The organism is Tenacibaculum aquaeponti, assembly GCF_057221555.1.
In genome coordinates this window covers 558,024-573,887 of record NZ_CM170147.1, presented here as the reverse complement: position 1 = coordinate 573,887, position 15,864 = coordinate 558,024, and the positions used below count along the sequence as shown (strand labels likewise).

The following is a 15,864-nucleotide window of genomic DNA, read 5'->3' as shown; positions in this document are numbered from 1 at the left end:
ATTTAAAAAAAATTTCATGTTTGCTTAACTAAACACATTTTTTGTGTTTATCTATTAAATTATGTTGTTTATTATCATTTTAATGTTGTTAGCATATATAATTTTTTGAAAGTTTAAGTAAATTTTACTTTTAATGAAACTATTTCAAATTTTATACATATGAAAAAAAATAAAATATTATTTCTTTTATGTTTTTCTTTGTTATCCATAGGAGTGTCATTTGCACAGAAAAAAATAACGGGGAAAGTTACATCAGCTTCTGATGGAGCACCTTTACCAGGTGTTAATGTAATAATTAAAGGGACAACTATAGGGGTAGAAACAGATTTTGATGGTTTATATGCTATTGAAGCAAATTCAAATGATGTTTTAGAGTTTTCTTTTGTTGGTATGAAAACGATTTCAGTTAAAGTAGGGGAACAAACAACAATTAATGTTGTATTACAAGAAGGGAATTTACTTAACGAAGTTGTTGTTACGGCATTAGGTATCAAAAAAGAGAAAAAAGCGTTAACATATTCAGCTCAAGAAGTTAAAGGAGATGAGTTAACAAAAGTAAAACAAACCAATCCAATAAATAGCCTTTCTGGAAAGTCTGCAGGGATTACTATAAATAGAAGTTCTTCTGGTTTAGGAGGTACGGCTAAAGTTGTATTAAGAGGTAATGCTTCTACTACAAATAATGATCCTTTATATGTAATTGATGGAGTTCCTATGTTAAACCAAGGTAATGGAGCTACAGGATCTGAACCTGGTACAGATATTTTTGGAAGTCAAACAGGAAATAGAGATGGTGGTGATGCATTATCATTAATTAATCCAGATGATATAGAATCTATAACAGTATTAAAAGGTTCATCAGCTTCTGCACTGTATGGAAGTCAAGGTGCTAATGGTGTAATACTTATCACAACAAAAAAAGGAAAAGAAGGGAGATTATCTGTTAATGTAAATTCTAGTTTTACTATAGATAATGTAATGTCATTACCAAAATTACAATCAGAATATCAATCTTTATCAGTTGGGAATCCAATAGCAGATAATGGAAGAGTTTCAGATCCACAATCATGGGGAGCAAAAACTTCAGGATTATCAAATGATGCTAAAAGTTTTTTTAATACAGGATATACATCAATAAACTCATTATCGTTAACAGCAGGGAATGCAAAAGCACAAACATATGTTTCTTTAGCTAATACTTTAGGAGGGGGAGTAATTCCACAGAATAGATTAATAAGAAATACAATTACGTTAAGAGAAACAGCAAAATTTTTGAATGAAAAAATAGATGTTTCTGCTAGCGTTAATTTATCGGATCAAAAAATATGGAATAGACCAACCAATGGATTATACTCAAATCCATTAACTGGAGTTTATTTACATCCAGTTGGAATAGATAGAAATATTTATAAAAATCAGTTCGAGTATTTTGATAGTTCACGTAATATTTATGATCAATATGCTTCTTCTTTTGCAGAAAATATACAACAAAATCCATATTGGTTAATTAATAGAGCTCCAAGTACAGACAAAGTTCAAAGAGTTTTGGCAAACTTATCTGTTAAGTATCAAATTACTGATAATTTTTCTTTACAAACCAGAGGAAGTTATGATAAAACATTTTTCACTTTTGATAAAAGACAATATGCAGGTACCGATCCAGTAAATTCAGGAAATAATGGTAGGTATATTTTAGAGCGTACTGAAAACACACAGCAATATGTAGACTTGATAGCAAATTATAATAGAGATTTTTCTGATGATATTAGTTTTACAGGATTATTAGGTACAAGTTTAACACAATTTAGAATTGGAGATCAAGTATTTTTAGATTCAGGGAGAGATGGAGACGGACTTAATTTTCCAAATGTATTTACTATAGCTAATTTTCAAAGTACTAACAATATAGCACAATCTGTAGCAAATAGAGAAGTTCAATCAATTTTTGGTTCTGCAAATATTGGATTTAAAAAGATGTTATACCTTGATGTAACTGGTAGGACAGATTGGTCATCAACTTTAGTAAACACAAATTCAACTTCATTTTTCTATCCATCGATAGGATTAACTGGAATTTTTTCTGAAATGTTTGAATTACCAGAAGCTATTAGTTTCGCTAAACTTAGAGTTTCTTATGCAGAAGTAGGTAAAGATATTCCTGTATATGCAACTATTCCATTAAATGGAATCAATTCAACAGATAATGGAATTAGTAATGCTCCTTTTTCACCAATTAGAGGAGAAACACTAGAGCCAGAAAGACAAAAATCTTTCGAAATTGGTACAGAATTAAGATTATTTACTAACCGTTTAGGATTAGAACTTACTTATTATGATACAACTACTTTAAATCAGATTTTCTTTGTACAGGCTTTACCAAATCCAGAAGGTTTTACTCAGAATATTGTTAATGCAGGTGAAATCACAAATAAAGGTTTAGAAATTGTATTAGATGGTAAACCAATAGTTAATGATAATTTTACTTGGAACACATCTTTAAATTTTGCGCAAAATATTAACAAAGTAGTTTCTGTAGCTCCAAACTTAGAAGGAGGTGAAGCAATTATAACAGCTCCAGGGGTAAATGGCTATGGGTATTCTTTAATTGAAGGTGAGGATTTTGGTAGCATAAGAGCTAAATCTTTAGTAAGAAATGCTAATGGCGTTCCAGTAGTAAATAGTTCAGGTACGTTACAGGTTACAGATTTTCAAACAGTAGCTCATGCACAACCAGACTTTACTTTAGGATGGAATAATTCTTTCGATTATAAAAACTTCACTTTTAACTTTTTAATAGATGGGAAATTTGGAGGAAATGTAGTTAGTGTTACTGAAGCTCTTAATGATCAATATGGAGTATCTCAAGCAAGTGCTGATGCTAGAAATACTAATGGAGGAATGATTGATGTTGTTGATGAGAATGGAGCTCCTTCTCAAATTTCAGCGCAAGCATTTTATAATACAGTTGGAGGACGTGCAGGTGCATTAGGAGAATATGTATATGATGCAACAAATATTAGTTTAAGAGAAATATCGATAGGATATAAATTACCAATTAAAACGAACTTTTTTGAAAGCATAAGATTATCTGTAATAGGTAATAATCTATTTTTCTTATACAAAGAAGCACCATTTGATCCTAACATAACAGCTAGTACAGGATTAGGTTTACAAGGAGTTGATATTTTTAATCAACCGTCTACAAGAAGTATTGGATTTAATGTTAATGTTAATTTTTAATTAATATGAAAAATAAAATAAAATATATACAGGTATTTATAATCTTATTGATTTTTAATGCATGTACAGAAGATTTTGAAAAAATTAATACCAACCCAAATGGTATTTCACAGGAGAGTTTAACACAACTTAATAATCACATAGGTTCAAGGTTTACTCCAATTTTTGCAAACATAATTAAAACTCAACCAGCTTGGAATTATCAACTTCAACATGGTTTAAATGGTGATATTTATTCAGGTTATATGACCACTCCAACACCTTTTGCAGGAAATATCAATAACCAAACTTATTCATTAGTTGATGGTTGGAATGCTTTCATTTGGATAGATGCTTATGACGGAAGTGGTGGTAATGGAGTAATGCCTTTTGTGAGAGAAATTAAAAATCAGGTAGGAATTTCTAATGCCCCAGGTGGAGAGAAGTTTGTTTACTTAGCAAATATTATGAGAGTTATGGCAATGCATAGAGTTTCTGATGTATTTGGACCAATTCGATTTAGTAAGTTTAACGATTTTGATACTACAGGAGAATACGATAGCCAAGAAACAGCATACAAAGCTTTTTTCGCTGATTTAGATGAAGCAATTACTGGGCTAAAAGAATTTGAGAGTAGTACTCAATTTGTTCCATTCGATGAATCTAATTTCGCTGGAAATATTGCTCAATGGAGAGCTTTTGCAAATAGTTTACGATTAAGATTAGCTGTTCGTGTAGCAAAAGTAGATCCAGTTTTAGCGAAAACTGAAGGGGAAAAAGCATTAGCAAATGATGCTGGATTCTTAACAAGTGATATGGTAATAAATACTCCAGGTTTTATGCATCCCATAGCAACCATAAGCGGTACGTGGAATGACATTTGTATGGGAGCTGAAATGGAAGTAATTTTAAGAGGTTTTAATGATGGTAGAATAGAGAAATATTTTAGAGCACCAGCTGACGCAAGCTTAGGTGATTATAAAGGTATAAGAAAAGGAATAGATATTACAGCAAAGTCTCAATATGCTAGTCATTCGTTAATAGGAGAGGTTATTGAAAGAGAGAGTAAAGTTTGGATGACTACAGCTGAAACTTATTTCCTAAAAGCAGAAGCGGCTTTAAGAGGTTGGTCTGGAGCAGGTGATGCAAAATCAAATTATGAAGCTGGAGTTAGGGCATCTTTCACACAGCATGGAGTTGCTGATGTTGATACATATTTAGCTGATAATACAAGTACACCTAATGATTTTGTTGATGCTATAAATTCTGCAAATAATATAGCTTATGGTAGTGATGTAAAGATAGCTTTTAATGATGCTGGTACTAATGAAGAAAAGTTAGAGCAAATTATTACTCAAAAATGGATTGCGTTATTCCCAGACGGTCAAGAAGCTTGGAGTGAATTTAGAAGAACAGGTTATCCAAGAGTTTTTCCAGTGGTTTTAAATAACAGTGGTGGTACTATAGATACTAATATACAAATTAGAAGAATAAATTTTGTTAACACAGAAAGAACTTCTAACCTAAATAATGTTCAAGAAGCTGAGACTTTCTTAAAAGGACCTGATAACGGAGGAACTAGATTATGGTGGGATACTGAAAGTAGTAATTTTTAATAATTAATAAATTTTCCATTAAACTTTTGTAGTACAAGTAAGGGCAAGAGTTTCTTGTTCTTACTTGTTTTTTATGAGTTATAATGTGCTATTTGTCGAAAAAATTAACTAATGCACTTTACTTAAAATAACTTTATTCAAAAATAAAAAAATAATGATTGTAGATGTAAAAATGGATAGTACACAAAGTTTGATATATAAGCCTGCAGGGCAATTTGAAGAAACTCGTTTTGAGAAAATCCATAATATTATTTTTAATGATTCAATAGAAGCTTCTAAAGTTGTTGCTGCTGAAATAGCTCAATTAATTAAACAAAAAGCAGAAGAAGGTAATATGTGCGTGTTAGGATTAGCGACAGGTTCTTCTCCAGTTAAAGTTTATGAAGAATTGGTTCGCCTTCATAAAGAAGAAAATCTAAGCTTTTCAAATGTAATTACATTTAATCTTGATGAGTATTTACCAATGCAACGTGATAATTTACAAAGTTATTATCATTTTATGCACGAACATTTGTTTAATCATGTAGATATATTACCTGAAAATATTAATATCCCTGATGGTACAATTTCACCTGAAGAAATTTATCAATATTGTATAGATTATGAATTGAAAATTAAAGAAGTAGGTGGATTAGATTTTCAACTGTTAGGTATTGGAAGAACAGGACATATTGGTTTTAATGAACCAGGTTCGCATTATAATTCAGGTACTAGAGCAATTACTTTAGATCATATAACAAGAGAAGATGCTGCGTCTAGTTTTTTAGGAATAGATAATGTTCCTAAGAAAGCAATAACTATGGGAATAAATACCATAAAAAATGCGAAACGAATAATTTTATTAGCTTGGGGATTAAATAAGGCAAAAGTAGTTCAAAAAACTATTGAAGGAAATATAACTTCTCAAATACCTGCAACGTATTTACAAGAACATTTAAATACTACTTTTATCTTAGATAAAGAATCTTGTTCAGAATTAATAAGAATTAAAACTCCTTGGTTAGTTACTTCGTGTATATGGACAGATGAGCTTAAAAAGAAAGCCGTTTTTTGGTTAAGTGAAAAAGTAGGTAAACCAATACTAAAACTTACCGATAAAGATTATAATGAATATGGAATGTCTGGATTATTAGCTGAAGAAGGTAGTGCGTATGATCTTAATATTAAAATATTTAATAAGTTACAACATACAATTACAGGTTGGCCTGGAGGAAAACCAAATGCAGATGATACGAACAGACCAGAACGAGCTACTCCATCTAAAAAAAGAGTTATTATATTCAGTCCTCACCCAGATGATGATGTGATTTCTATGGGAGGAACATTTGATAGATTGGTAGAGCAAGGTCATGAAGTTCATATTGCTTATCAAACATCAGGTAATATTGCTGTTACTGATGAAGATGCTAGAAAATTTGCAGAAACAGCTATAACTTTAACTTCAAATACCAAAAAAATTGAAGAAATTCTTAAGGATATAGAGAATAAGAAAGCAAATAGTATCGACTCTATAGCGGTCAGAGCTTTAAAAGGAACAATAAGAAGAACAGAATCCTTGGCTGCTACTAGATATTTAAATGTACCTGATGCTAATGTTCATTTTTTAAATTTACCTTTTTACGAAACTGGAACAGTAAAGAAAAATAATCTTTCAAAAGAAGATATAGATAAGATGTGTGATTTAATTGAAGAAATTAAACCTCATCAAATTTATGCAGCTGGAGATTTGGCAGATCCTCATGGTACACATAAAGTATGTTTAGATGCGCTTTTTGATGCTATAGATATTTTAAAATCTAAAGAGTATATGAATGATTGTTGGGTTTGGCTATACAGAGGAGCATGGTTTGAATGGGATTCTTATGAAATAGATATGGCTGTACCTATGAGTCCAGATCAAGTAATAAAGAAACGTAATGCCATATTTTTCCATCAATCTCAAAAAGATAAAGTAATGTTTAGAGGTGATGATACTCGTGAATTTTGGGTTAGAGCTGAAGATAGGAACAGGTTAACAGCAAAAAAATATCATCAATTAGGTATGGCAGATTATGCAGCCATAGAAGCATTTAAACGTTATTATTTTTAACCAAATGAAATCAACATCTATATTAATACTTTCTTTAAGTATTCTTTTATTTTCAATATCATGTAGTTCACAAGAAGAATTAAAAGATAAATTAAGTTTAATGCCATGGCCAAAAGAAATTAAAGCTACGGGTAGTAAATTATTTATTGATAGTAATTTTACCATAAATATTAATAAAAAAAGTCATAGAGTTCACAATAATGCAATAAGTTTTTTGAGAAACCTGACAAATAAAACTGGAGTTTTTATAGAGAAGGGATTTCCTTCTTATGATAAAGGTAAAGCTACCTTAAATATTAAATATAAAAATGAAGTAAGTTTATCTATTAATGTAGATGAATCATATATTTTAAGTATAAAAAATAACGGGGTTGAATTAATAGCTTCAACAGATGTTGGAGTGATTAGGGGGTTATCAACACTACTACAATTAGTACAAAATGATAGTAGTAATTATTTTTTTGAAGGGTTAATGATTAAAGATAATCCCCGTTTTAAATGGCGAGGTCTAATGATTGATGTCTCTCGTCATTTTCAACCTGTTAATGTGATTAAAAGAAATTTAGATGCTATGGCTTTTATGAAGATGAATGTTTTTCACTGGCATTTGTCTGATGATCAAGGTTTCAGGATTGAATCTAAAGTGTATCCTAAACTACACCAATTAGCATCAGATGGACAATATTATTCACATGAACAAATTAAAGAAATTGTTAGTTATGCTAACATGTTAGGTATTCGTGTAATACCTGAAATCGATATTCCTGGCCATGCTACTGCAATTTTAACTGCTTATCCAAAACTTGGGAGCAAGGATAATTACGAGTACAAATTACAACGTTATGCAGGAGTTTTCGATCCTACTTTAAATCCTATTAATCCTGAAGTTTATACTTTTATAGATAAATTATTTAATGAAGTTTCTTCATTATTTCCAGATGAATATTTTCATATTGGTGGAGATGAAAATGAAGGTAAGCACTGGGATGAAAATGTGAAAATAGATGAGTTTAAAAGAAAAAATAAATTTAAAGATAATCATGATTTACAAACGTATTTTACTATAAAAGTTGAAAAAATACTTAATAAATATGGAAAAAAACTAGTAGGATGGGATGAAATAATGACTCCAAATATGCCTAGATCAGCTATTATACATTCATGGAGAGGAAAAAATGAAGGTTTTAAAAATGGAACTTTGTTTCCTGCTGTAAAAAAAGGTTTTAAAGCAATTTTATCTAATGATTATTATATTGATAGAATGTTCTCGGTAGATCATTATTATTTATGTGATCCTATCGGAAACTTTAATTTAAATGAAGAAGAGGAAAATAGAATATTAGGAGGAGAAGTAACAATGTGGGGAGAGCTAGTAACTCCTTTAACTATTGATAGTCGTATATGGCCTAGAACCGCTGCTATAGCAGAAAGGTTTTGGTCATTAAAAAACGTTAATGATATTGAAAACATGCGTAAACGATTGAAGGTAATTAGTTATGAGCTTGAAAGAATAGGAACTACTCATCTTAAAAATATAGATGTTATTTTAAGAAATATTTCGAACAATCAAGAAATAAATTCTTTAAAAATATTATCTAAAATAGCAGAACCATTAAAAATGTATGAAAGGAATAAAGGTGGTACTGAATATAAATCTTTTTCACCTTTTTCTTTATTTGCAGATGCTTGTAATTCTGATGCTGAAGATGCATATGAATTTAAAAAAGTTTTGAATTTGTATAAAAAGAGTAAAAACAACTATGAAGATATATTATACTTTTTAAGAAAATGGCAAAAAGGGTATATTGAATTTGAAAAATTAAATAAGTCTTCAATTTTACAAGAATTACAATCACATTATTCAGTTCTTTATAATGTATCACAAAAGTTAGAAAAGGTTATACAGAAACAAACATTTTCTAAAAAAGAATTAGAAGAATTAATCATATCGATTGATAAGCTAGAAATACCTTTTGCTGATGTTGAAATTGTTATAATTAAAGAATTAAAACAATTAGCAAATCATATATACAATAAGTTATCTTCTTAACAACATACCTTTCTTTAAATTAAATAAATATAATATGATTTTAATTGCTGATAGTGGTTCTTCTAAGTGTGATTGGATATTTTATAATCCAGAAACGAATGAATCAATAAGATCTAGAACAAAGGGTTTAAATCCTAGTATTTTAAGTGCTCAAAGAATCAGTAAATTAATTAATGAAAACGACATTCTTTTCTCTAGAAATAAAGAAATAGAGAAGATTTATTTTTTTGGAGCTGGATGTGGTACTAACAAAAATCAAAAAAAAATAAAGAAAGTACTTAACTCTTGTTTTACTAATACAAAATCTATAATAGTAAAAGAAGATTTAATGGCAGCCGCTTGGGCAACAAAAAACGAACCAGCTATAATATGTATTTTAGGTACAGGTTCTAATTGTTGTTATTATGATGGCAATAAAATTCATACAAAAATTCCATCTTTAGGATACATAGTAATGGATGAAGCTAGCGGAAATTTTTTTGGAAAAGAAATTTTAAAAAGTTATTACTATCAGAAATTACCAAATGAATTAAGACTTTCTTTTGAACAAAACTTTAACTTAAAACCACAAAAAGTTATAAACAAAATTTATAATTCAAAATACCCTAATAAGTATCTAGCAAATTTTGCAAGGTTTTTAATTGAGAATAAAGAGCACCCTTATATTATTAGAATTCTTCAAGACGGAGTAAATGCATTTATTGAAAACCAAATAGAACATTATCGTGAAGAATTAAAAACAATTCCAATTCATTTTATCGGTTCTATTGCTTATCACATACAAGATATTATTTCAGATCAATTAGAAAATAAAGGACTTCAAGCAGCTAGTTTTATTCGTAGACCCATAGAAAAATTAATAGAAAAACTTCAGCAAAACAAAACTCTTAGTCAACCTGAAATTTTTATTTAGGTTATTATTTTTCATTCTATCTAATATTTCAGTAGTTTTTTTAAATTTTTCCTGTATTCATCAAATAGTAATTTCTCAAGCTTTATGATACACTTAGTTTTGGTGTATCAATATTATTAAAATTATAACAATGAGAAATTTAAATAAAGAACTTACATTTTTAAGAACATTTGCAATTACAACTGCTTTAGGTATTATAACGTTTGCTTCTTTTGCTTTTAAAGAATATAATAATGTTAAAAAATTTGGTACCATAAATGTAGAACGAATTAATATTGTAGAAGCTGATGGTACTGTAAAAATGGTAATTACCAATGCTAATCATTTTCCTAGTGAAGGAGATGAAATTAATGGTAAAATTTATCATAAACGTAAGAAAAGAGCTGGTATGTTATTTTATACCGAAGATGGAAAAGAATGTGGTGGATTTATTTATGATGGAAAAAAAACTAAAAATGGTCATAGATCAGGTTTATCATTAACTTATGATCAATATGATGGAGATCAGGTAATGCAATTAATGACTACAGACAATAAAGTAGGGGATAAGCGTTACAAATCTGGATCATTAGTTTTTAATGATCGAGGTAATAACGAAACTCATGAAAATATAAATAAAATAGGAGAAGAATTAAAAGCAATTAAAGATCCTAAAGAACGAAGAAAAAAGTATAATGAATATTGGGAAAAAGGAATGTTTGGTTCGGTAAGAAGAGTTGCTTTAGGACAAACACCTGGAAGACAAAATGGATTGTTTTTATATGATGATAAAGGAAGACCAAGAGCTAAATTTGTTATAGATGAAAATAATAATGTTAAACTAGAAGCTTATAACGAGAAAGGAGATATAATAAGTTCGTGGCCTAAATAAAAATATAAACGAAAGCATTTGCAAATAGAGAATCTTTTTTTGTTTGCAAATGCTTTATATTTACCAAGCATGAAAGCATTAAAGTTTTATAGAGAAAATAAATTATTTCTTCACTTTTTATTCTTGTTTTGTTGGGTGTTTATTTTGAAAAATAGTATCGGAATTGCAGATTCATGGCGAGATTTTGTTTTTCATTTAGATGCTCCAATTTGGGTTTTTATTCAGGCTATTCTAATTTTTTTATTAACTAGTTTTATTAAAAGAAAGTTTTATAATGATAAAATAAATCAAGTTTCTTCTATGTGGAGATATTTGAAGTTTTTTGTTGTTAGTTTTATTATTTATATTTTGATAAATAATATTTTAGGTCTTTTCATATCGTATATGTTTAACACAATTCCTAGAAATTATGGTAATTCATTTATGATAACATATAAGCTTTTTAATCAAGTTATAGATTTTATCATCTTTGGAGGCATTTCTTTAGCTTATTTATATTCAAAAGAAAATAGAGATTATAGAAAACGATTAAGTGAATATGAAATTGCTAGCTCTAAAAGCAAAATACAACAATTAAAAAATCAATTAAATCCACATTTTCTTTTTAATAACCTTAATGTTTTAGATCAATTAATAGAAGAAGATAAGGAAAAAGCATCTGAATTTTTAAGTAGTTTTTCTGAATTATATCGTTATGCGTTATTTAGCTCAGAAAACGAACTTATTCATATTGATAAGGAACTAGTTTTTACTCAAAATTATTTTGAGTTAATGGATAAAAAATACGAAAAATGCTATAGATTAAATATATCTGAAGAAATTAGAAACTCTGAAATTATGGTTCCACCATTTTGTCTTCAAGTATTAATAGAGAATGCTATTATGCACAATTTAGGAACCATCGAACATCCAGTAATTATTCAAATAAATTTAGAGAAAGGAATTAAAATAAGTAATAATAAAGCTAAATTAAAGTATAATAAAAAAACAAATGGAGTTGCTTTAAAAAATTTAAACAAACAATTTCAACTATTAACAAATAGATCTATAGATTTCATAGATACAGAAAACAATTTTACAGTAATATTACCACTTGTTAAAATGAATACACATGATTAAAGTAGTAATTATTGAAGATGAGGTTCCAGCTAGAAAAAAATTAATAAGATACTTAAATAAATTATCAGATCAAATTAAGGTTATAAAAGAGATAGATACTGTAGATGAAGTAAAATCTTTTTTTGAAACTTCTCCGGATATTGATTTAATTTTCTCAGATATCGAATTAAGAGATGGAAACGTTTTCGATTTTTATAATCAAATAAATATTAATTCTCCTATTATTTTTACAACAGCTTACAATCAGTTTTGGATGAATGCTTTTGAAACTAGTGGTATAGAATATTTATTAAAACCGTATTCATTTTCGCGTTTTGAAAAGGCATGGAATAAATATACTTCGTTAATAAAAAAGAAAGATGACAACGATATTTTTAAAAAGTTAGATGCGTATTATCAGACAAAAGAAATAGTAAAAACAAATTATAAAGATTGTATTTCAGTAAGATCGAAAAACGATATATATTTTTTAAAAGTAGAAGATATAATGTTTTTACAATCAGATTATGGAGTAGTGTTTGCGTTCGACTCTTTAAATAAAAAACATTTATTAAATCAAGGAACTTTAAAAGAATTAGAAGAAATTTTAAATCCAACTGATTTTTTTAAAATTAATAGAAGTGAAATAATTAATAGGTCTTATATCAAAAAAATAAGTAGATATACCAAAAACACAGTATCTATTCATTTGAAAAACAATATTTTGAAAACGAGTCAGAGTAATACAGCTGCATTTAATTCTTGGTTAGGTATATAAAATAAACCCTATCAAATCATAGCTTTTTGACAGGGTTTATAAGTTTTTAAAGAAACAGAATTTTCATTTTCTTAATTTTTTGCTTTATTTTCTTTTAGCAATTTTTCCTTTTTCTAGCAATTTTAATTTTCATTTCATTTTTTTAAAACTTCTTTTTCAAATATTAAGTTTTTTCTTTTTCTATTCAAATTTATGATCATTGTATGTTTTCTACAACTAATATTGAGTAAAGTGCAGTTTACATTGAGTGAAATCGACGAAATAATAAGTGTGAAAGTAGAAAATTATTTTTCTAGGTAAATATCTAAGTCTGTAGCCTTAGTATTAATTTTATATGTAGGTGATTTTTGCCAAATCGTCCAACCAGTTTTTTTCCAAACTTTCGGAATAATAGGAGATTTAGTACTAATGTAATCAGCAACCCATAATGGATATTTAGCAAACCTTTTATCTGTTAAGTATCTGTTAGCAAAGAAATAACTACAATAAATCATTGGTGTTCGACCTGATAAACTTTCAATAGTGTTCAAAAAGATAAATAATTCAGATTCTATATTCTTTAAGTTTGCATTTTTGTTAGAAGTTTCAATATCTACAACAGGAGGAAAGTCTTTACGATTAATGTCTTGTATTTGTTTCCAAAAGTGAATGGCTTGCTTTTTAGGATTATCTTGTATTACATAATAATGATAAGCTCCTCTTTTAAATTTTTTATTTTTCGATTCTATCCAGTTTATATGAAATTTCGGATCAATATAAGTTAAACCTTCGGTTGCTTTAGAGATTACAAAATAAATGCTATCAGGAAGTTTGTCTTCTAAGATATTACCATTCCATTTAGAAATATCTATTCCAAATTTCCTTTTTACATGATGAGTTTTAGTTTTTTTATTGGTAATTAAAACTGGAGTTTGATTTATTTTTTGGTGAATTTTTTGAATAGAATTTTGGATTTTTTTATTCGATTTATTTAAATCTGTATGTAACCATACAAATGATATAAACAGGAGTAGAAGTCCACAAACAACTTCAAAGATTCTTTTTTTATAAAAAGGTTTTTTCTCTTTTTTTGGATTAATATCATTTATGATATCTAGAATCTTATCTGAGATAACAACATTACCCATTACATTTTTAATGACAAAGTGACTATCGTTAAATTGAATTCCTTTATAAATAATTTCATCTTTAGCATTTTTTATTTCTTCAGGTTTATCTGTATAATCACCATTGTCATTTAAGATAATTTTTTTGCTTTCTATTTTAATGTCACCAAAATCATTACTTAAAACAAACATTGGATTTTTAACAAAATGCTGTTTTCTAAAAATTGAAATAATTCCATTAGAATTAAGAAATTCTAACAAAGCTAATAACTGACTAAATTCAACTATTGCTTTTTTTTGATTAACTGGGTTGTTATAAATTTTATTAGTTAGGAAATAAATAGCATATTGTTCTCTTAATTGAACAATTAAGGCTTTCCCTTTTTCTTTAGAAAAGAATATTTTCTCAAGTAATTCTTTCAAATTAACAATACCATCTCTACGAAAAGAACTGATTTCGTGTAATAGTTGTACTTCAAAGTCATTAAAACTTTTCATAGAAGAGTAGTTGTAATTTGTTTGGTTATTTTTTTGATTTTAAAACAGTATTCAAGAAATTATATCTTGAATACTGTTTATTGTATTAATAGTGTAGTGTTTAACTAAGAATCTGAGTTTCCGTCATTTCCAGAAGCATTGTTTTTAGTAGATGCTTTTTTAGAAGAGTCAGTGTCATCAGCGCTTCCAGCTTCATTATATCTATTAGGATAATATTTAGCTAACCAGGCTCTTGCAATCTCCGATTGTGTTATTGGCTTTAAATAATAATTAATTGGAACTCCTAAATTTTCACCTCCAGCAATACACTTATCTACATAATCTTCCATTGCTGTCATCATAGAATTTGTATCAATCACTTTATTTTGTCCATCATCAATCTCTGCAACACCACTTAAAGTAGCTTTAATTGTCGCATTTTTTAAAGTAATCATTTGTTGTCCAGTTCTGGCAGCAGCTGCACCTTCTGCGATTGTATTATTAGCACTTGCTGTAGCACCTTGTAATGTAGCTAATTCTTCCATTGTTTTAGCAGGATCAAAATCAGAAAAACTTTGCACTGCCATTTTTACTTGATTTGACTTTATAGATGGAATAATTCCCATAGTAATTAAAGTCGCATGTGAAGTTACATTTTGTGTACTTAATAAGTTTTTTGCACTATCAGAAAATGTAGAACTAACACCAAAAGAACCTGTACCAGAAGCAAACCAACCTCCAATATCAAATGTTTCTTGCATAGAAGCAGCAATAGATTCCATTCTTTGACTTGATTGAGATTGTGTAGTATTTAAAATATGAACCATTCCTACAAAAGAAGAACCATAAGTAGCACCTGAAAGTATTGAAAAAGAAGGATCATTTTTTGTGTCAGATTTTGCTTCTATTTCAGCAATTGAAGCAACATCATTTGTTTTTATCATATTACTTGGATTCATAGCATTCCAAGATCTAACAGCTTTATCTACATCTAATACATAAGGCGCAAAAACTTGAGCGTTTTTGTGAGTACATGTAATTGTAATTACTAAAGTACCAGCAATACTATGTCTTGAAAATTGACTATTTACTTGTTCTTGAGCAGTTGCACTAGCTTGTGATGATTGTCCTTCACCGAAAATACTTAGTGATTCTTCAACAAAAGAAGCAACTGTAGCAGCGTGACTTGCTGAAGTCTGAGAATTTTGATCGTAAGAAAAATATTGACTATTCATCTGTAAAGAATCACTAGAAATTGGCATTTGTTTTAACTGACTTTTATTATAATCAATTGGACTTTCTACAGATTCATTAACTGCATTCATTTTAGCTTTTAAAGGTTGAATTGCCTTTTCTGATTTTATTTTAGCTAAACCATAAGCTATTGCAGCTTGTTGAACTTGTTTCCCTATTTGTTCAGATTCTTTAATTAATTCGTCTGTATTGATTCCCATACCCATAGTTTCTTGTATGGTCATATCAACACTTCTTTTTAAAGCAATAAATGAATTTAGTTCACTTTCAGCTGCATCTGCTGGTGCTTGAAGTTTAGAAATTTGAACTATATTTTCTAGTTTTTCTTTTGATACGATGTTTCCTAAAACAAGAGAAGGATCGTAAGGAATGGTTGATGGCATAACTTGTAAT

General features: G+C 28.4%; 10 protein-coding genes. 8 read left to right on the top strand and 2 right to left on the bottom strand.

All coding sequences use genetic code 11. The annotated features are described in order from the left end of the window. The first annotated feature begins 159 nt into the window (after positions 1-159). From AC2TEO_RS02745 to AC2TEO_RS02710, 8 genes are all read left to right on the top strand, one after another. Positions 160-3,240 carry a SusC/RagA family TonB-linked outer membrane protein gene (locus AC2TEO_RS02745; RefSeq protein WP_442266629.1) on the top strand — a complete coding sequence of 1,027 codons (3,081 nt, stop codon included), beginning with the start codon at positions 160-162 and terminating at the stop codon, positions 3,238-3,240. Positions 3,241-3,245: 5 nt separating this feature from the next. Next, positions 3,246-4,835: a RagB/SusD family nutrient uptake outer membrane protein gene (locus tag AC2TEO_RS02740; protein ID WP_442266628.1), complete on the top strand. Its 1,590-nt coding sequence runs from the start codon at positions 3,246-3,248 to the stop codon at positions 4,833-4,835. Positions 4,836-4,989: 154 nt separating this feature from the next. Further along, positions 4,990-6,924, top strand: a complete 1,935-nt coding sequence (gene nagB, locus AC2TEO_RS02735) for a glucosamine-6-phosphate deaminase (RefSeq protein ID WP_442266627.1) — start codon at positions 4,990-4,992, stop codon at positions 6,922-6,924. Positions 6,925-6,928: 4 nt separating this feature from the next. Then, positions 6,929-8,974 (top strand): family 20 glycosylhydrolase, encoded by a 2,046-nt coding sequence (locus AC2TEO_RS02730; protein WP_442266626.1) that lies wholly within the window; start codon positions 6,929-6,931, stop codon positions 8,972-8,974. Positions 8,975-9,008: 34 nt separating this feature from the next. Further along, entirely contained in the window at positions 9,009-9,887 is an 879-nt protein-coding gene (locus AC2TEO_RS02725; protein WP_442266625.1) for an N-acetylglucosamine kinase, read from the top strand. Positions 9,888-10,017: 130 nt separating this feature from the next. Continuing rightward, positions 10,018-10,758, top strand: a complete 741-nt coding sequence (locus AC2TEO_RS02720; RefSeq protein WP_442266624.1) for a hypothetical protein — start codon at positions 10,018-10,020, stop codon at positions 10,756-10,758. Between the two features lie 144 nt (positions 10,759-10,902). Continuing rightward, positions 10,903-11,877: a sensor histidine kinase gene (locus AC2TEO_RS02715; protein WP_442266623.1), complete on the top strand. Its 975-nt coding sequence runs from the start codon at positions 10,903-10,905 to the stop codon at positions 11,875-11,877. Then, positions 11,870-12,634 carry a LytR/AlgR family response regulator transcription factor gene (locus AC2TEO_RS02710; RefSeq protein ID WP_442266622.1) on the top strand — a complete coding sequence of 255 codons (765 nt, stop codon included), beginning with the start codon at positions 11,870-11,872 and terminating at the stop codon, positions 12,632-12,634. The genes AC2TEO_RS02715 and AC2TEO_RS02710 overlap by 8 nt, the downstream gene beginning before the upstream one ends. Positions 12,635-12,918: 284 nt before the next feature. Here AC2TEO_RS02710 and AC2TEO_RS02705 read toward each other — a convergent pair whose 3' ends face one another. Both AC2TEO_RS02705 and AC2TEO_RS02700 read right to left on the bottom strand, forming a co-directional pair. Then, positions 12,919-14,238: a glycoside hydrolase family 25 protein gene (locus AC2TEO_RS02705; RefSeq protein ID WP_442266621.1), complete on the bottom strand. Its 1,320-nt coding sequence runs from the start codon at positions 14,236-14,238 to the stop codon at positions 12,919-12,921. A 104-nt stretch (positions 14,239-14,342) separates the two neighbouring features. Then, positions 14,343-15,854 (bottom strand): hypothetical protein, encoded by a 1,512-nt coding sequence (locus AC2TEO_RS02700; protein WP_442266620.1) that lies wholly within the window; start codon positions 15,852-15,854, stop codon positions 14,343-14,345. Positions 15,855-15,864 lie beyond the last annotated feature (10 nt).